The sequence below is a fragment of the Flavitalea antarctica genome, from assembly GCF_054461535.1.
In genome coordinates this window covers 16,666-35,736 of record NZ_JBTLQG010000033.1, presented here as the reverse complement: position 1 = coordinate 35,736, position 19,071 = coordinate 16,666, and the positions used below count along the sequence as shown (strand labels likewise).

The 19,071-nt window shown below is 43.9% G+C and carries 14 protein-coding genes; 4 read left to right on the top strand and 10 right to left on the bottom strand.

The genetic code is table 11. The features are described 5' to 3' along the window. Positions 1-99: 99 nt before the first annotated feature. Positions 100-960 (bottom strand): hypothetical protein, encoded by an 861-nt coding sequence (locus tag ACX0G7_RS21845; RefSeq protein ID WP_458925652.1) that lies wholly within the window; start codon positions 958-960, stop codon positions 100-102. Positions 961-1,071: 111 nt separating this feature from the next. After that, positions 1,072-2,349, bottom strand: coding sequence for a hypothetical protein (locus ACX0G7_RS21840; RefSeq protein ID WP_458925651.1), 1,278 nt, complete (start codon positions 2,347-2,349; stop codon positions 1,072-1,074). A gap of 217 nt (positions 2,350-2,566) precedes the next feature. Between ACX0G7_RS21840 and thrS the strand changes: the two genes are divergently transcribed. From thrS to ACX0G7_RS21825, 3 genes are all read left to right on the top strand, one after another. Beyond that, positions 2,567-4,501 (top strand): threonine--tRNA ligase, encoded by a 1,935-nt coding sequence (thrS, locus tag ACX0G7_RS21835; RefSeq protein WP_458925650.1) that lies wholly within the window; start codon positions 2,567-2,569, stop codon positions 4,499-4,501. 80 nt (positions 4,502-4,581) lie between these two features. Then, entirely contained in the window at positions 4,582-5,202 is a 621-nt protein-coding gene (gene infC / locus ACX0G7_RS21830; RefSeq protein WP_458925649.1) for a translation initiation factor IF-3, read from the top strand. Positions 5,203-5,465: 263 nt separating this feature from the next. Next, positions 5,466-5,924, top strand: a complete 459-nt coding sequence (locus ACX0G7_RS21825) for a hypothetical protein (protein WP_458925648.1) — start codon at positions 5,466-5,468, stop codon at positions 5,922-5,924. 163 nt (positions 5,925-6,087) lie between these two features. On the opposite strand, the gene ychF is transcribed toward ACX0G7_RS21825, so the two are convergent. Then, positions 6,088-7,185 (bottom strand): redox-regulated ATPase YchF, encoded by a 1,098-nt coding sequence (gene ychF, locus ACX0G7_RS21820; RefSeq protein WP_458925647.1) that lies wholly within the window; start codon positions 7,183-7,185, stop codon positions 6,088-6,090. A 143-nt stretch (positions 7,186-7,328) separates the two neighbouring features. Here ychF and ACX0G7_RS21815 point away from each other — a divergent pair, with 143 nt between their 5' ends. After that, on the top strand, positions 7,329-8,609 hold the full coding sequence (locus ACX0G7_RS21815) for a nucleoside recognition domain-containing protein (RefSeq protein ID WP_458925646.1): 1,281 nt from the start codon (positions 7,329-7,331) through the stop codon (positions 8,607-8,609). Between the two features lie 124 nt (positions 8,610-8,733). Here the strand turns inward: ACX0G7_RS21815 and ACX0G7_RS21810 are convergent, their stop codons facing one another. The 7 genes from ACX0G7_RS21810 to ACX0G7_RS21780 all read right to left on the bottom strand — a co-directional run bounded on the left by ACX0G7_RS21810 (position 8,734) and on the right by ACX0G7_RS21780 (position 19,067). Then, complete coding sequence (locus ACX0G7_RS21810) at positions 8,734-9,573, bottom strand: OmpA/MotB family protein (RefSeq protein ID WP_458925645.1); 840 nt, start codon at positions 9,571-9,573, stop codon at positions 8,734-8,736. A gap of 139 nt (positions 9,574-9,712) precedes the next feature. Beyond that, positions 9,713-10,456, bottom strand: a complete 744-nt coding sequence (locus ACX0G7_RS21805) for a DUF4397 domain-containing protein (RefSeq protein ID WP_458925644.1) — start codon at positions 10,454-10,456, stop codon at positions 9,713-9,715. A gap of 27 nt (positions 10,457-10,483) precedes the next feature. Then, a complete protein-coding gene (locus ACX0G7_RS21800; protein WP_458925643.1) occupies positions 10,484-12,109 on the bottom strand; it encodes a SusD/RagB family nutrient-binding outer membrane lipoprotein in 1,626 nt (541 codons plus the stop codon). Between the two features lie 18 nt (positions 12,110-12,127). Next, positions 12,128-15,247: a SusC/RagA family TonB-linked outer membrane protein gene (locus ACX0G7_RS21795; RefSeq protein ID WP_458925642.1), complete on the bottom strand. Its 3,120-nt coding sequence runs from the start codon at positions 15,245-15,247 to the stop codon at positions 12,128-12,130. Between the two features lie 169 nt (positions 15,248-15,416). Further along, positions 15,417-16,166, bottom strand: coding sequence for a DeoR/GlpR family DNA-binding transcription regulator (locus ACX0G7_RS21790; RefSeq protein ID WP_458925641.1), 750 nt, complete (start codon positions 16,164-16,166; stop codon positions 15,417-15,419). 344 nt (positions 16,167-16,510) lie between these two features. Continuing rightward, a complete protein-coding gene (locus ACX0G7_RS21785; protein ID WP_458925640.1) occupies positions 16,511-17,044 on the bottom strand; it encodes a hypothetical protein in 534 nt (177 codons plus the stop codon). A gap of 76 nt (positions 17,045-17,120) precedes the next feature. After that, entirely contained in the window at positions 17,121-19,067 is a 1,947-nt protein-coding gene (locus tag ACX0G7_RS21780; RefSeq protein ID WP_458925639.1) for an OstA-like protein, read from the bottom strand. Between the last annotated feature and the right edge of the window lie 4 nt (positions 19,068-19,071).

Sequence of the window (19,071 nt, the reverse complement as noted above, 5' to 3'; positions counted from 1 at the left end):
GCAACATATCTGCCAGCAAAAATTCTTTAAAACGGGGTGCTCAACTATTTGCCGGCAGGACTGCTGTCACCAGTAAATTAGTCCCCTCGGAGAAACAGGTCAGAGCTTTTTTACCGGAAGATACCGGAAACGGACAACCGCAGACTTTTTTTCAGACGATGATATCCGCAGTTCATAACGTTTTGTGCCTGCGGTAATGATCATCAAAGACGTATTTGGTGGAATCTTACCAAGGTTATCTGCATACATCATTAGTTCATATTCAGTATTGGGATAAGCGGTTACCTGCAATGAAAGGGCAGAAGCTGTCAGTCTTTTTTTATGAAGCAGGAGCGTGTTGTTCAGGAACACACTTACTGTGTCATCATCAATCTCTGCATTATCATAAATATCGATCCTGATCTGGGAAGTATCGAAAACGATCTCTTTGATCACCTCTTTTTCACGATCGTCCAGGTTGAGCGATTTCTGAATTTTATTCAGGGTATCACTTTGAAAAACATCAACAGGAAAGATGGAACTTGTCTCCCGGTTTAGCTGGATCCTGCCTGGTGGACAAATATTATTATTGCCCATCTCATGTCCTTTCCATTCACCGATAAAAGCTTCGACAGAATCATTTTTCGTGTAATTCAGATCATAGGTTTTTATACAGGGAATACAATGGGAGGGCACATTGAACTGTAAAACCAGGTTTTCAATGATCACCATTCTCTTGGTGGCGGGGTTATATCTCCCGGTGAAGTTGATCTTTGTGAAACGGTCCTTATCATAGTAGTTATAGGCATTTCCCAGGATCATGATATTGCTGCCCGCATAAGTTACATGTAATTCAATAAAATATTCAGGGAAACATCCGCCTGATACCTGTGTCCTTTTCCCCCGCCATATGCCGGCGAGATTCTGTGACATAGTAGCGCCGGATAAAGCCATTAATAAGAACACCAGGAAAAACCGCATCAAAATAATTTAACGGAAATTAATAAGTTTAGGGATCATCCTGTCCAAATTTATGTGAATGGTACTATAAGTGAACACAGCGAGCAGCGATCCGCCGCAAACCAACTTACGCTAATTTTTCTGCAACTTAAATACTACCACGGCATTTTTTTGTTCTGTTGAAGTGATCCTGACCTCGTATTTTTTATCACCTGCAGTTACAACCATGAGAGAAGTGTTTGGCGGTATCTCGCCCAGGTTTTCTGCAACCATCACTAGTTCATGTTCAGCATTCAGTTCGTCGAGGGTGAAGTTTAATTTGAGCGCTCTTTCAGTGAGTCTTTTTTTAGACAATACAAGTTTCTTATCGAGATAAACAGAAATGGTGTCATTGTCAACGGAGCCGTTGTCATAGATATTGACGGAGATATCACCGGGACTTGTGAAAATTGTTTTCACAAGTTCATTCTCCCTCATTGATAGCACTTTTGGAATCTTTACAGGTTTATTCTCCGCAACAGGGCCGTCCAATACGGCCTGATCCGGTTTGTGCATCGGCTTTTTATTTTCGGCAGTTCTATCCGCCAGTTTTTTTGCGGCAGCTGCAGCAATGCTGTCAGCTTTCCCGGTGGTCGCCGTTGATTTGTTAGTGGCGACAGGCGGTTTTTGACTGGCGGGAGTGACGGTTTTTGGCGAAGGCACCGGTTTCTTAACCGTGGTCTTTGCGCTGGCCGTTGAATTCGTTGCCGGTTTGGTTCCGGGCGCTGTCACGGGTTTTTTAACCGGGGGTTTTGTTCCGGCAGTAGCATTTGTTGCCGGCTTTTTCGCCGGTGCTGTCACTGGTTTTTTTACAGGAGGTTTAACCGGTGTTTTTGCAATTGCTTTGTTGTTTTTGAGTTCAGGTTCTTTAGCTTTTTTCTCTTTTTCTACCAGGAAGGGTTCCTTGTAAAAGTCCGACGTAACTACTTTCCTGAGAAAGATTGTTCCACCACCACAATTACTTGAGTCAACATTATTATAACTGGTGTAGGTCCCTTCAAGAAACTCCTCATCTCCGTTTCTTGAATACTGCAGATAACAAGTCATTACACAGGCGCTGTTACCCTGGAGCATCTTCAGCTCAACCAGTTTCAGTTCTTCGAGCAATACCTTTTTTGTAATCGGATTTACGGTCCCGCGACATGTCGCCTTACCATAAAATATGGTTGTTTTATATGAGTAGGTTACTCCCTCAAATGCTTTGGCATTCTGATTTATCTGCACCTCGAATTTGTAACGGTCTTCCTCACCCATTATCTTCATATACCTGGTTTGTTCCCCGTAGAAACTTCCACGCCAGATACCCGTTACATCCTGTGCTGAAACAAATAACCCTGCAGAAAAAAGTAGAAAAAGTAATAAATGCTTCATGATTAACTCCTCACCGGGCAAATTAGTAAAAACTTACCTTTCACATCTAAATATCGGGAGTGGTCGTCTGCAAATTCTTCGTTAATTTTGTCCTCCTTCGCCAGGCAGGAACTTGGTAATTTGGTGTTTGTGTGGCCTGGAGAACGGAAGGAAGATTGTCCGACGTGGTAAGAGTTTTAGCGATTAACTAATAGAATAAGTAACAGACTAAAAAGTAATGATAAAAATAAGTTTTCCTGATGGTGCTGTCAGGGAGTATAATGAAGGAAGTTCGGCACTGGATATAGCAAAATCAATCAGTGAAGGCCTCGCAAGGAAAGTAATAGCAGCAAACGTGAATGGAGAAGTATGGGATGCAACCAGGCCAATCGACAATGATGCAACCCTGAAACTACTCACCTGGTCAGATGATGACGGCAAGTCCACATTCTGGCATTCTTCTGCCCACCTGATGGCAGAAGCCGTGGAGTCGTTGTTTCCGGGAGCTAAGTTCTGGGTAGGACCTGCCATCGAAAGAGGGTTTTATTATGATATCGACCTTGGCGGCCGGCAGATCACGGAGGAGCATATGCGAAAACTGGAGACAAAGATGGCCGAGCTTGCAAAACAGGCCAATCCTTACGTCCGGAAGGAGATCTCGAAGGCAGATGCGATAAAATATTTTGATGATAAGGGAGATGAATACAAACTTGACCTCCTGGGAAATCTTAATGACGGAAACATCACTTTCTATAGCCAGGGCAACTTTACTGACCTTTGCCGCGGACCACATATTCCAAATACAGGCTTCATAAAAGCCATCAAACTTACCAGTATTGCCGGCGCATACTGGAAGGGCGATGAAAAAAATAAGATGCTTACCCGCTTATACGGGGTAACCTTCCCATCGCAGAAAGAACTTGACGAATACCTTGCTCTTCTGGAAGAAGCGAAAAAACGCGATCACCGCAAACTGGGCAAAGAGCTGGGTATATTCACAATGGATGATGACATTGGTCCCGGTCTTCCTTTATGGCTGCCAAACGGAACCATCATTATCGAAGAACTTGAAAAGCTGGCCAAGGATACTGAACAAAGGGCAGGTTATAAAAGAGTGGTAACACCGCATATTGCAAAAGAAAGCCTATATCTGACCAGTGGTCACCTGCCTTATTACCAGGATAGCATGTATCCTCCGATGGAGCTTGAGGGACAGAAATACTATCTGAAGGCAATGAATTGCCCGCATCACCACAAGATCTTTGCTGCGGAGCCGAAAAGCTACAAGGATCTTCCGCTGAGACTTGCGGAGTATGGTACCTGTTACCGCTACGAGCAAAGCGGCGAGCTCTTTGGCCTGATGAGGGTAAGATGTCTTCACATGAATGATGCACACGTCTACTGCACCAAAGAGCAGTTTGCTTCGGAATTCCGTGCGGTGAATGACATGTATCTCAAGTATTTTAAGATTTTCGGGATAGATAAATACGTAATGCGGCTTTCATTACATGATCCGGCCAAACTGGGTCAGAAATACATTAATGAGCCTGAACTCTGGCTGGAAACTGAGGCTATGGTCCGGAAAGTGCTCACCGAATCAAACATTCCGTTTATCGAGGTGCCAGACGAGGGTGCCTTCTATGGCCCGAAGATTGACGTCCAGATCTGGAGCATAATCGGGCGCGAGTTTACCCTGGCTACAAACCAGGTTGATTTTGCACAGGGGCGCAGGTTCAAACTTGAGTTTACCAACAAAGAAAATCAACCGGAAACCCCGTTAATCATACACCGGGCTCCCCTCGGTACCCATGAGCGGTTCATCGGGTTCCTGCTGGAGCACTACGCGGGGAAGTTCCCATTGTGGCTGGCGCCGCTGCAGGTGAAGATTTTGCCCATCAGTGACAAGTTCCTTGATTATGCACAAACTATTTTGGAATCGCTGAAAAATGCGGATATTCGTGCAGAGGTAGATGATCGCAGTGAAAAAATCGGTAAAAAAATCCGTGATACAGAACTGGCCAGGGTCCCTTACATGCTCGTAATCGGCGAGAAGGAAGTAAATGAAATGAAAGTTGCCGTAAGACGACAGGGCAAGGGTGATACCGGCGCGGTTAGTGTTGACGAATTTATTAATACAGTAAGTGCCGAAATCAGGAACAGGGTTTCGGAGTAACGCATCCTCTTCTGATATTACTTAACGTGTTCGCGAAAAGTTCCTTTCCCTGAAGGAATATTAAAAACAAAAAAATAAGAATGCTCCCGTTAGGGATGGGAGCGAATATAATTATGGCATTTCCACCGAGACAACCGAGAGGTAGTTTTAATCCACGATTCAGAAAAGAACAACAACAGGAACATCGCACAAATCAAATGATCCGCGTACCTCAGGTGAGGCTGGTCGGTGATAATATCGAAGTGGGTGTATATTCGATCCAGGATGCATTGCGCATGGCACAGGAACAGCAACTCGACCTGGTCGAAATTTCTCCGCAGGCAGATCCCCCGGTTTGTAAAATAATCGACTATAATAAATTCCTTTACGAGAAGAAGAAGAAGGAAAAGGAAATGAAGGCCAAAAGCAAATCGGCCGAGGTCAAGGAAATCCGTTTTACACCGGGTACCGATGACCATGATTTCGACTTCAAATCTAAACATGCCGAAAACTTTCTTAAGGAAGGTAATAAGGTAAAAGCATACGTGCAGTTCAAGGGACGTGCAATCATGTTCAAGGAAAGAGGGGAGTTGTTACTGCTTAAATTTGCTGAACGACTGGCAGATTTTGGCCAGCCTGAAGCACTCCCAAAGATGGAAGGTAAAAGAATGTTGATGATCTTTGCCCCGAAGTCGCAGAAGAAGAAAAAGGATTCAGAATAAACTGTCTCATAATATTAACAACCATGAAGCGGTGTGCTGCTTCATGGTTTTTTTATTTCAGCAATAGCATTAATATGAACGAATGCCTGTATCTGGTTGGGTTCATATTATTTCAGCAATAACATTAATATGAACGAATGCCAGTATCTGGTTGGGTTCATATTATTTCAGTAATAGTATTAATATGAACGAATGCCTGGTTTTATGGATTGGTTTATGTAATGTTTCAGAATCTGGTTTAATGAATGTTTCAATATTGATCAATGAAAGGAAGTGCCGAATACGATTTTTTACAGGAAGTATTTGAATGGGTGTTTTATAATATGCCCATTGAGAAGGACAATACTTATATCAGGAACATATACGAGTTCTATCAGAACAATGGTGGTTTAAGTGGTAAGCAGATCCAGGTGCTGCTGAATGAGATTGAGAAGATTCCGGTAAAACCCCCGTTCAACCCGGCAACACTAGAAGCGATCATTAAGAAAAAAGCGGTCAAATACAGGTCGAAGCTCCCTCCTGTCACACCCATGTATACAGAAGACACAGAAACAAAACAAAAGCTGCAGCAGATCCTCGATATGGCACCACAGCACAAAGCGGCCATCAGGTATATGAATAAAGTAAATCTTAACCAGGAACTAAGTGTTACTGAAAAAGAAGATATCAATACAGTGCTGAATTTCCTGCTTAAAAAGTTCGGTGATATAAATAAGAAATAGCGCAACAGAAGAACCTGCGCATTATAAGTACACATTCGTCATGAGTACACGCCCATCATGAGTACACGTTCATGATGAGTACACGTTCATGATGAGTGAAGGTTCGTCATGAGTACAGGTTCGTCATGAGTACACGTTCATCATGACTGTACGTTCATCATGACTACACGTTGAAACGGAAATGCATCACATCACCATCCTTAACGATGTATTCTTTTCCTTCAATCCTTAAACGACCGTTTTCCCTGCAGGCAGCTTCAGAACCATACTGGATAAAATCATCATAACTGATCACCTCAGCTTTGATAAATCCTTTTTCAAAATCTGTGTGAATTACACTTGCCGCCTGTGGTGCTTTCCAGCCTTCATGAATTGTCCATGCCCTTACTTCCTGCACCCCGGCAGTAAAGTAAGTATAGAGGTTAAGCAACTTGTAGGTTGATCTGATTAACCTGTTCAATGCAGGTTCTGTCATTTTGTATTCAGACATAAACAATTCCTTGTCTGCCGGATCTTCCATTTCAGAGATCTGGGCTTCTATCGAATTGTTCATGATGATAACGAGCGAATCCTCATTTTTAACGGACTCTTCCAAAGCTTTGGAAAATTTGTTACCCGTATGCATGGATGGTTCATCCACATTGGCAACATACAGTACCGGCTTCGCAGATAAAAGGAAAATATCTGCAATGGCTACTTTCTCATTTTTATCGAGTTGAAGTTCTCTGATATTTTTTCCCTGCTCCAGGTGGGTTTTGCAACGGACAAGAACATCGAGTTCCGCTTTCATCTTTGGATCAGTGCGTGCCTGCTTTTCAACCCTTTGAATTTTTTTCTCAACGCTGTCAAGATCTTTCAGCTGTAGTTCGGTATCGATGATTTCTTTATCACTGACCGGGTTGATCGGTCCCTCATCACGTAAGATGTTCTCATCTTCGAAACAACGGATAACATGGATGATGGCATCTACTTCCCGGATATTTGCCAGGAACTTGTTACCCAGGCCTTCACCTTTACTTGCTCCTCTCACTAGCCCTGCAATGTCCACGATCTCGATCTGTGTGGGAACAACCCGGTTGGGTACAACCAGTTCAGCAAGCTTGTTCAGCCGGAAATCGGGTACATCTACCAGTCCAACATTTGGTTCAATGGTGCAGAACCGGTAATTGCCGGCCTGCGCCTTTGCACTGTTGCTGACTGCGTTAAATAACGTTGATTTTCCCACATTCGGTAGACCGACAATTCCTGCTTGTAAAGCCATGTTTCAAAAAATTTGAGCCGCAAATATAGTGCATACCGGGGCATCAGCAGCAAGCTTCCAATAAAATGCAGGGTTCATGCGTTTTACCCTGCAATCTATTTGCATTGAATCTGTTATCTTCAACCCGAATTTAAACGAGTATCATGGCTTTAAGCAGAATCTGGTCGGCCTTTATCATTATTGCTATTTCAGTCGCCGGTTTCAAATGCTTTTTTCTTGGAGATACCCAGATCTTCAGCTGGATGGTCATCGGGAAATCGGCGGATCCGAATAACCCCCTCAAACTGGATGGAATTGTCGAAACCTGTTGGGTTGCTGTCGAAATCTGTCTGAAACTGATCGGTATTTTAAGTTTATTTATCGGGTTTATGAGCATTGCCGAGAGGGCAGGAGGGGTCCGGTTGCTTTCGAGGATAGTGGCTCCGTTTTTTTCAAAATTATTTCCTGAGATACCTAAGGGGCACCCATCCATGGGGCACATGATCATGAACTTTTCGGCTAACCTGCTTGGATTGGACAATGCTGCGACTCCTTTTGGATTAAAGGCTATGCAAAGCCTGCAGGAATTGAACCCGCGCCCCGAAGTGGCCACGAATGCACAGATCATGTTCCTGTGTCTTCATGCAGCCGGGCTAAACCTGATACCGGTAAGCGTGATTGCCGTGCGCGCAGCCAACAATGCCTCGAATCCAACTGATATTTTTATACCCTGCATGATCGTCACTTTCGTAGGTACCATTACTGCTATGCTGATCGTTTCATTCAAACAAAAAATAAATGTATTGCAGCCTGCAATCATTTTATGGATACTTGGAATATCAGCGGTGATCGGGTTGCTGGTGGTTTACGTGGTTCGCCTTAATGCGCCTGAACTGCAGTCGTTTTCCGGTGTGCTTAGTAATGGACTGATCCTGCTTGTGTTCTTGCTGATCATCCTGGGCGCTGTGTATAAAAAAATTGATGTGTTTGATGCCTTTATCGACGGTGCGAAGAACGGCTTTGAAACCAGTATCCGGATCATTCCCTACCTGGTAGGAATTATGGTTGCGGTGAGCATGTTGAGAACCAGCGGCACTTTTGATGTGGTTATAGGCGGTGTAAAAAGCTTTTTTCATATGCTTGGCGCGGATACCAGGTTTGTTGATGGGCTGCCAACGGCACTCATCCGTCCCCTCAGCGGAGGCGCTGCCCGGGGTATGATGGTCAGCACTATGACAACATATGGCGCAGATTCGTTCGCGAGCCGGCTCTCCGGCATTTTCCAGGGAGCTTCTGATACAACTTTCTATGTGATCGCTGTTTATTTTGGCTCTGTATCTGTGAAGAATACCCGTTATGCGATCGGTGCGATGTTGCTCGCGGACCTTGTTGGGGTTATCACTGCGATATCGCTGGCTTATCTTTTCTTCGGCAGTTCAGTATGATTATGTAAAATGAAAGATCTCAGCCGTCATGAACGACTGGTCAACTCAATAAAAAAATGCCCTCCATACGAGGGCATTTATGTTCAATATGTAATGGTGAAGGAAATGTAAGTTTTGATCTGATCTAGTTGCCACCTGTACTGCCACCGCTTTCTATAAGTTTGTACAACTCGTCAAGTTTTGGTGTGAGTATGATTTCCGTTCTGCGATTCCGGCCCCTGCCTTCTGCAGTACTATTAGATTCGACCGGATCATATTGACTGTGACCCGAAGCCACGATGCGTAATGGTTCAATCTTATAATCCTTTGTCAGTATCCTCACTATACTTGTTGCCCTGGCTACGCTTAAGGCCCAGTTATCTTCAAATCTTCCCCTGATTGGTATTGAATCCGTATGGCCTTCGATATTTACATTGATATCCGGGTTGAGGTTCAACACCTCAGCCAGTTTGCCCAGTGCCTCTTTACCCTTTACGTTGATGTTGGCACTCCCTGATGGAAACAACAGGTTCTCCTGTAAACTAACATATACTTTGCCATTTTTTACGGAGACAGATAATTCGTTGGAATTGAATTTTACCAGCGCATCAGACATCTTTTTACGGAGATCATCCGTTGTCTTTTTCTGCTGATCAATGAGTGCCTGCAATGTTTCGAGCCTTTTCTGCTGATCTGCGATTCTACCGGCAGCATCTTTTGAACTGGTTTGTAATTGATTGGAAGTAGAAGCTAACTGCTTTTTTGTATCTGCAAGTTGTTGCTCCAGTGTTTTGCCTTCTGACTGCAACTGGGTGATATCTTTCTGAAGAGATGATATTTGTCCGGCCATTCTCGCACTATCGGCCTGCAGCGCCTGGATCGTCGCGTTTGCGCTTGTCAGTTTGCGCTTCGCAACACAGGAAGTCAACGTGATGGCCATCAGGATGACAGGAAACATTTTAGAGGTAAGCAGCGTTTTTAACATATGATTTTTTTGATCTAGTTAGGAAAACCATGCCAAATGCAAAAAGCCGGCAATGAGCCAGCTTTTTGTAACGAGTATAGATTTGCGATCAGATAAGCGCCAGGGATCAGTAACTCATCAGGGTCAATCCTCTTAGGGATCAGTAATTACTCATCAGGGTCAGTCCTCTTGGCATCACTGTGCCGGTTGTTGTCTCATACCGGCCACGATAGATGATCGTATAGCTCCTGTTTATTGTCGGATTAACCGTAAACAGGGGAGTAAGATTCGTTGTAGTTCCTGTAGCACGTACATACAGTGTATCGGTACGTTTGGAAGCATAGGGAACAAAGTTTGTGATCTTGGCAAGTGCAACATTTGTAAAGACATTTTTTCCGGTCGCCACAGAATACAAATCGACATTTGGTAAGGTAGATTTGGAAAATATCAGGTTGATAAATCTCAACCGGGAAGTTGTATCGGTCGGCTTCACAATTTCATCTTCGGTCAGCACAGACTTTATTGCGTTTACTGTATCGTAGGTAAAAATTGAATAGTTTTTACCTGCCACCAGGTTAGCAGTAAAAGTGATAGCAGGTTGCGTGGAAGTTGCAAGGGTGTCTTTGATCAGGATGTTACGATTACCTGGCACCAAGGCGGAAGCATAGGTAGTAGAAGGGAAAAATCCGCCATATGCGAGCAATGACCCCGTAACAGGAACATTGTCCACATACATATAGGTACGTTGGGAACTTATCGTGCCGTTAAAAACTTTTACAAATGCTTTATCCTGCAGGGCTGTGTTCTCAACAACCATCTTATCAAATTCTTTTTTGCAGGAAACCGCTGCTATAAGTGATGCCGCTACTATGCAGGCTATGGACAATGATTTTGATGAATTCATTTCAAACAAATTTTACTGATGACAACATTATTTTTGAGTAAACCATTGTTCTTTGGTATGATAGTCAAGTGCAAGACCACCAAGCCTGTCCAGTTCAGAAATGTTGTACAGGTATTCAGAGTTATATCTTGGTCGTGCCCTGTAAACAAGTTTGTTGTTATTGTTGATGAAGAGATCCGTGCCTGCAGGAGGTGTAAAATCAGTATACACCTGTTCGGCTCCTTCCTGGTCAGTATAATGAAACCTCCTGATATCATTCCAGGTTTCGATTGAACCATAACCGTAAAGTGCAATGTATTTCTGCAGCATAATGTGAGATAGTTTCAGATTTGCTGCTGATGGGACAACTACCGGGTTTGCGAGATAACTGGCTTTTGAAGCCGGAGTGATCAAAAGTGCCTGAGGCACATTGGTATTGAAGTCTGTCGTAAGCATATCGAATGCAAGACTGATACCATTTTGATAAGCAGTAACAGCCTGTGGTTTTTCACCTTTACGATAATGAGCTTCCGATTTTATGAACTGAATCTCTGAAGCGGTAATGATTGGAAAATGTGCTGCATTCCTGAAAAGATACCTGGCCCTGGCATCGGAGGTTGGTGAGGTGACGGTATCGTAGCCCTGCCCCCAGAAGTTTTCAGGTCTGTCAGCCGCAGCGAGACCACTATTGCCTTTATTAGGAGCGATCCCCCTATATGTTCCATTTGTATTCAGACGAAGTAGATAAGGGGTCCTTGGGTCAAATACCCCAGGGAATCTTGGATTTAACCCGGTCATTAAATTTACCGGGTATTGAGCCTGTCTCAAAGCGCCAACATTACCACGAAACGGACCATAATAATTAGCTGTTCCTGTTATACCGGTATTGGCAAACCTCGCATAGGCATTGTCTGCATTTACATTTATGGCAAGGTTACAATAGAAAAGTACAGAGTCAGCATTATAAGTGGTTTTATTTGACAACTGGTTGAACGACCTCGCCATAACCGAGTAGACAAATTTTTTCCATTTATTTACATCTCCGTTATAAAAATAAGCATCCCCCTTGGCAAGGTTCTGCTGATTCACTCCGTCTCCGGTCTGGTTAAGGAAACTGAGCGCGGTGCGGCACACGGACCTTACGGTGTCATACACATCTTTCTGATCATTGTATTTGAACGTCAACTGGCTTGTATTAAAAGCTTCAGTCAGAATTACCTCGCCATAAACGTTGGTCAGTGTCAGCCAGCTCCATGCCTTGATAGCATGTGCCACACCTACATAGTCCCATTTCTTTTCCTCGGTTCCCCACTCAATGATACGGTTAAGATTTTGCCCCATTCCGAAGTAATGCATGGCCCATACTGAGCCCAGGATATCACTTGCGCCGGTTGCACCACCCATTTGATCATATTGATTACCGGTAATGTTGGTTGCCCAGTATTGCACATATCTGCCGATATAAATCCCGTCATTGGCGGTACCATAAGCTGACCCCGCAGCGGCCGAACTGCCTACCATATTTCCTATAATACCTGGAAGCAAAGTTTCGATCGGTTTTTTAACACCGGCATTCGGATTAAGAAATGCCTCATCGATTTTCTTAGCGCAGGAGCTGATTGATATTACTCCGAGGGCAAGTATGCACCCTGCTATATTCTTTATGTTTCTCATGCCTGTAATGTTTAATAATTAGAAACTGGCTCTGATGCCGATATTGATACTGATTGGAGTTGGCAATGTTCCATAATCAAAGCCCCATGCTCCAACCCCGCGGCCGGCAGCTGTGTTACCATTTGATGCAGGATCTCCCCCGGTATAGTTGGTGATAAGAATAAGATCATTTCCAGTGATGAAAGCCCCAAGGCTCTTAACTCCCCTGATTTTTTTAACAACATTTGGAGAGAACTGGTAGTTAAGTGTAAGATCTCTTAACCTTAACCAGTTTACATCTTTCTCAATAAAGGCTTCTTCCGGCATACCGTTAGCACCATAATATGCATCCAGGTAGGCTGGTATCACGGTAATGGTATTCCTTGTTGGATTCGCACTGTTTTGTTTTCCATCATTCAACACACCTTCGATCACCCTGGGAGTGTACCTGTCAATAGTCAGATTGCTTTTGCCAATACCTGTCAGATACATTTGATTGGCATTAAATACATCCCCGCCAACTTTCAGGTCCCACAGGAAACTCAGTCTCCAGTTTTTATACCTGAATGTATTCGTTGTTCCAATGGTAAAATCAGGATTTCTGTCACCTCTTACTTTGAACACTGCATCAATAGCCGGTAATCCGTTCAAAGGATTAATAAGTATGTCACCGGCAGTGTTTCTCAGATAACCGTACGATGTAATGGATGTAGTGGTTCCGTTAAGTGTAATACCGCCACGCGCGTTTCCATATAACCAGGTATCTCCAAGATAATATTCGGCAACGTTAGCTGGTAACTGTACCACTTCGTTCCACATCTTATTGAAGTTCACCCGCACGTTCCATCCGAAGTCGGCCTGGTTGATGACGTTTGCATCAGCAGATACTTCGAATCCCTGGTTCCTGGTACTGCCGGCATTTTGCGTATTCAACACAAATCCGGTTGCATAGCTGAGGCGAAATCCTTCAACAATCTGGCCCTTGTTCAAAGTGTTGTAATACGTCGCATCGAAATTGAGTATGTTATTAAATAGCTTCAGCTCTGTGCCAACTTCAAAGGTCTGTTGTTTTTCAGGCTCAAGATTCGGGTTGTTGTTTACGAATCCGTATGAAAAACCGCCACCGCTCGCAAAGTTGTCGACAAATACGGATTGTGTGGAGTATGGCGAGTTTAACCTGGCAGTACTGGCAGCGGAAGTACGGATTTTCCAGTAATTCAGTGTTGAACCTCGTTTGAGTTCCGGGAATATGTCTGAGATGATCACACTCAGGCTGGCTCCCGGATAATTATAATTCCTGTTTATTTTGGGCAGGGTAGAGGCTGCTTCGAATCGATGAGAGTAGTTGAAGAATATGACGTTATTATAGCCGACACTCACCTCGCCAAAACCCGCCATCTGCCGGGTGACCGACTCATTCCAGTTTCCCAGATTGTTTTGTAGCAGTCTGCGGCGTGTGTTTGGAGCGGTGTTGGAACTGTCAAACTTAGTAGGGTCTTTCAGATTATTTCCAACTATTGCAAACATCTGTGTATTATAATCCTGCCACATGGTACCGACCATCAGCCTGGTACTCCATTTCCCGAAATCTTTTTTTGCTGTTGCCGTGATGGTATGATTGTAACCCTTATACTCCCTCCAGTAATTATCCTGTTCGCCATTTAATGCCTGGGTGATATAAAAGGACTTCGGATGATAAAGTGTGTAACCTTCGGTTTTATAGGTGTCATAACCGAATCTTCCGGTGAGGGTCAACCAGTCAGTAGGGGTGATGTTGATTCCGAGGCTCGCTGTGTAACGGTCGGTTTCGTCACGGCTCGGGTTGGCATTCACGTTGAATAAAGGGTTGTCCAATTCTGCATTTGGATTATTAGAAGCAAAAACCGGAATTTTGTTGCCCGCATCATCCTGGTATCTCCTGATGTCATAGGTGTTCGGATAAGCAAATAAACCCAGCATATAACCACCGGCGCTACGAAGAACCTTATCGTTTTCGCTCCTTACATAGGCGAGGGAAGGCGTGATCTCAATGTATTTGCCAATCTTCGTGGTATTCGCTATCCTCAGGTTTATTCTTTTGAAATTGTTGTTTGGCACAACTCCTTCCTGGTTAAAATAGGAACCTGAAACGCGGAAAACTGATTTATTGAAACCAAAGTCTGCACCCAGGTTGTGGGTCTGTGCAAAACCGGTTTTGAAGAAGTTCTTTTTGTTGTCGATCAGGTTTGTCCCTGCAGGATATGGTTCACCGAAATAACGGAAAACATTAGCATTGGCGCCATTCTCTCCATTCTGATAACCTTCGAATACTTCGGGATACCGGGTGATTTGCTGTACCCTGAAAGCATTATCATACTGAACTGCCAGTTTGTTTGATTTTGCCTTTTTAGTAGTAACAAGAATAGCACCGGAGCTTGCCTGGCTACCATACAATGCCGTTGCCTCAGGTCCTTTCAGAACTGTGATTGATTCAATATCATTTGGATTAAGATCGGAGATCCTGTTGGTGTAATCATTATTCCTGTTCGCCCTGTCAGAAGCAAGACCAAGCCCGGCACCACCACCCGAAGTCTCGTTTACGGTGGAGTTATCCATGATGATCCCATCGATCACGAACAATGGTTCATTACTTAGAGACAAGGAGTTGAATCCCCGTAAAACGACGCTTGAGGATGCACCTGCAGTGCCGCCTGTCGGGCTTATCGTTAAACCGGCCACTCTGCCCTGCAATCCATTGATGAAGTTCTCACGCTGGGTTTCCTGCAGTTCTGACCCTAACACTTTTTGAGTTGAATAACCAAGTTCCCTGGGCTTACGTTTAAGGTCAAGCGCAACAACAACTTCTTCAAGGGCGTTCTCAGCCGGCGCGAGCCCGATGGTGACTCCGCTAATCTTATCGCCAACTGTATATTCTTTGGTAGTGTATCCAAGGTAGCTGACTACCAGTACTGCACCCTTTGAGGCATTCAGGCTAAAGTTGCCTTTTGAATCCGTTGGCGTACCCAAAGTGCTTCCTTTGATCTGAACTGTTGCTCCTTCCAGCGGGCTTCCATCTCTTGTAGAAACAACGGTACCGGAAAGTGTTTGAACCTGGGCTGAAGCCGTTACCTGGAGGCATAACAATAACGGCAATAACAGCATGCGTAGTAAACTTCTCATAGCATGTTTTTAATCTGGGTGATCTATCTGATGTGACAAAAAATAAACCTCAACTGTATACGGGCATTGGCCTGCCTGGAAATTCAGGCATGATCAAAGCATTGGTTTTTCAAATGAATATTCCTGTATTACAAAAACGATATTCCTGCATTAGGTAATGAACCCACTTCTACAAAACCTGGATCCCTGCTGTCACATATGGCTCAAGCATCGGATCATCCGGACTTAACTCGGTAATAAGAGTCTGGATCTGGGTCAGCGGTGAAACATGGATTGGCTGGAGTGAGTTAAGCTTCTCTGCAATGGTTACACAAACTACCTTTTGGGATGATTCTATCATTGCTTTTTTCAACTGTACAACATCCCAGTCATTGTCAGTGATACCATCCTTTACATTGATTGCGTTAACACCCAAAAAACACAGGTCAGCCCGTATGTGCCTGATCTTTGCCAGCGCTTCACCACCGGTCGTTATTTTAGCATTCTTAGAAACTTTATCGCCTATTACTATGACATCAATGTTGGGGTGGGCCATGTATTCCTGGATTATCGGAATACTTCCGGTGATGAATGTTGCTTTAAGCTGGGAAGGAAGACAGCGCGCCATCTCGATGAGTGTCGTTCCCCCTGTAGTTAAAACAAACATACCATCCTGGATAAGCCGGATTGCTTTTTGAGCTATGATTTTTTTCTCGCTGGAAGCATAAACGTTGTTCGAAGGATAGTGGAACTGGTTGAAGGAATGTGATAATGCCCCACCATGAACTTTTATCAGTTTGCCTTCATCGGCCAGCTCCTGCAGGTCCCGCCGTATCGTATCTTCAGACACATTTATCTGTTGACACAAGCCCGATGAAAGGACGCTGTTGTGCAAATCAATTTGGCGTAATATAAACGCCTGACGTTCTTTCTTGAGCATTACGTTAGCGGGTTACTCTCTCAAAATAAAAGAAATTCCTGCATAAAACCGCAAACATGCGAAAATAATTATTTTGGGTGTGGTCGGAACTTGTCAAGAGGTCTCGGGAGAAACTTCATACGGTTGCGGATACCTGCAGAAAAAAGGCCAACTTTTGGTTAGCCTTTTGAAAACGTTTGTTCATATGAAGCATTAGATATGTTTGATAAAAAGCCATTTGCCTTGACAGGCATATGGAGTCATATGCTGATATTTGTCATAGAAGCAAGGTGCTTGTAGTCAGGCATTTCAGCCATATCAAATAGTTCGCGTACGGGAGTTGTATATTCTACGGGCAATTGCTATTACTTGCCGAATGCAAAACGGACCGATAAAGCAAATGCATCAGGAACAAAATTTATTGCAGGGATGATGTCGAGCTCGGGTTTCCAGTCCAGCGATAAATTGATTGGCGCATTGGAAAATTTATAATCCAGTCCTATTATACCGGTTGGTCCTGCAAAGGTGCGTCCACCACCTTCACCATTTTTATCTGAATCGCTTTCGAAACCTACGTATGCGCCCGCGCCATAAAACCAGCTAAGGCCTTTTGCGCTGAGTGGCTGGTACACTTCAAGAAGACCCCCGATCCCAAATTTGCTTCCAAACGATATCATACCTTCTATAGCACTGCGATCGGTAATGAAATATTTTCCGGTAATCGAATTATTAAGCGTGGGAATGGAATTGCTTAACCTGATACCAATCGCCATGCGGTAGTCACGCACAGGCTCCTCTATTTTATAGAAGGCAGGATCGGGTTCAGGATCCTGCGCCATTAACTGACCGCATGAAAGAACAGCTATGATCATCATGGATGTTACCAGCAAATTTTTCATATTAGTATGTATTTAAGCTATGAACCAAATAAACGAAAAGGTTTAATGGACATACATGAACCACGTGTTAAAGTTCTTAGAAATCGGGGCGGCTTGCGGTGGCAGGAGGAGGGGCGGGAAGCGCTTTTGGCGGTTCGAACAATTCAAATTTTGTTTTCGGTCTGCGATCTTCCTGCCATTTGAAGTTCCGCAAACGTTTTTCGCTTTCCGGCATCTGGGTGACCGGGTACATCGTACCTTTTACTTCATTGATAACAACAACCCGGTTCAACTCTTTATTCAGGAAACGAAGATCAATCATATCACCAGCAACCCGGTTGATGCCAACGAGATAATCTTCGCGGTCCTTTGCATAATATATACTTTCAGCATTACCCTTCGCACGCATATAATCTATCGTGCCTTCATTGAAGTAAGCTGTCATCCTGATTCCCTTCAACTGGTTAAACATATTGACGCCGGAATTATTAACCGCTATCGCATTCTCAAAAACAAAGATCTTGTCAGCTTTTTTATTCCTCGTATAAATGAAAATCGTATCTCCGCTTACCTGGCTATTGGAGGCCCACATCACCGGGTCCTTAAACAGTCTGAATATGGAATCCTTACCGGAATACCATAGGCTATCAGCCACCGCCTGCAGGGAATCAGAAAATATTCTTACGCGATGATATGCCTGGAAATAACGATCAGCAGAATCATTTTTTGATTTGGTGTCCACGACCGTAACGTCTTTGATTACTGAACTGCTGTCTTTATTGGGAGCTACTGTTTTTTTTGCGGTAACCGGTTTGTTTGCAGTACCTGGTTTTGCCTTCGTTCGTGGATTAATTTTAGATGTGTTATTGGAACTGCTGTCCGGCCTGGCAATAGGGGGCGTGGCGGCATTGGCTTTCTGGACTGCCGTAGAACGGTTCTGCATGGTTGAGTCATTGACAGATGCCTCATTCTTCGATATGTTCTTAAGCCGTGATGTATCGGCCCTGCGTGCGGAGTCATTCCGCACAGACATCGCTGTATCAGTTATTGCCGGATCGGGAGTAGCTGCAGGCAAGAGCAAAGAACTGAGCTTTCCGGAATATAAAGTATCGGCAGTAACAAAAAGCGAGTCGTTGTCCTGTTTTATAATAAGTACTGCATTTTTTGTAGCCAGCAGGCTACCTTCCTTATTGTTCACATTCATATACTCACCGCGCATAGCATAACCCTGTGCAGTGTCTTTATAAAACACATTGCCGGTAAGCAGGCTAAAGCCTGTACTATCATTAGTATCTATATTATCAGCAATGATCTGGGAAGCTCCATCATTAATAACAGGTCGTTTACCAAAAAAGGCCTTTTTGTTTTTGAGATCATAATAACCACTGCTGGTAACGATGTTTCTTGCCGAGTCTTCGATATATGTTTTCGTGATAAAGGTTGTCAGCTGTGTTTCGCTGTTATATAATAACGAGTCGGCTTTGAGCTTATACTGCGGATCAATCAGTACAACATTTTTTTTGAAATAAACATCCTTGGTGTCTGCAAAATAGGTGGCTTCGGTGGAAGTAAGGACGGACTTGTCGTTGGCAACTTTGCCACCGGCATAATAGTTCCCGATCTTCTGATTCAGATCGTAGTCCAGCTGTTGTGTGGTCAATGTGCTTTTGCCATCGGTCAGCCGTACATTTTTTTTCAGATTCGCAATACGGGTATCAACGTGATAAAGCAGGTAGTTTGAATATATGTTTATGCTGTCGTTGTCGTTGATATGGACATTTCCAAAAGCTTCAAAAACCTTTGTGCTTTTATCATAATAAAAACTGTCGCATTCAAAAAGTGTGTTCCCTTGTTTTGCCTGAACCTTGCCTGACCCCGTCTGAACTTCTTTTACTGAGTCGAGTTTTTCAGTTCTTAATTTCTCTGCATAGATGATCTCAACTGGTTTTGACTCACCTGTTGCCGGCGGGCCACTGTTGACCTGTGAAAGACTGTGGCTCACGAATAAGAAAAGGGAGCCGAGTAGAAGTAAAATATTTTTCATCTTG